Genomic DNA, 755 nt, shown 5'->3' with positions numbered 1-755 from the left:
GCTTTGCCCATATCGGGATTATTAAGGTTTTGAAAGAAAACAATATTCCGGTAAAAATCGTTACTGGTACATCCGCAGGCTCGATTGTCGGCAGTATGTACGCTTCGGGAATGTCGCCCGACCGCCTCGAATTGGAAGCAGAAATTTTGGGTAAAACCGATTTGGTGGATTTGACCTTGTCCACCAGCGGCTTCATCAAAGGCGAAAAACTGCAAAACTACATCAACCGCAAAGTCGGCAACCGTCCGATGCAGCAGTTCCCCATCAAATTTGCCGCCGTTGCGACCGATTTTGAAAGCGGCAAACCGGTGGTGTTCAACGTAGGCAATGCCGGACAAGCCGTCCGCGCTTCTGCTTCGATTCCGAACGTGTTTCAACCTGTCGTTATCGGCAGCCGCAAATATGTAGACGGCGGCCTGTCGCAACCCGTACCGGTCAGCGCGGCGAAAAAAATGGGCGCAAACTTCATCATTGCCGTCGATATTTCCGCCCGTCCGGCCAAAAACGTCAACCAAGGCATGTTCTCCTATCTTGACCAAACCTTCAACGTGATGAGCCAAACCGCCTTGCGCCAAGAATTGGGACAAGCCAATGTGGTCATCAAACCGCAGGTTTTGGAGCTGGGTTCGGTTGGCGGTTTCGACCAAAAACAACGCGCCATCCAACTGGGTGAACAGGCCGCACGCGCCGCCCTGCCTGAAATCAAACGCAAACTGGCGGCATATCAGTATTAATTATCCGCCGTTTGAACAGGC

General features: G+C 52.1%; 1 protein-coding gene. It reads left to right on the top strand.

What is annotated here, in order from left to right; translation table 11 throughout:
• A partial coding sequence (locus tag ACTHUR_RS13685; protein WP_440399077.1) for a patatin-like phospholipase family protein occupies positions 1-734 on the top strand: 734 nt, incomplete at its 5' end.
• Positions 735-755: the final 21 nt, after the last annotated feature.

Source organism: Neisseria sp. P0021.S007, from assembly GCF_051956855.1.
The sequence above is the reverse complement of the archived record's forward strand: the minus strand, read 5'-3'. Positions and strand labels throughout refer to the sequence as shown.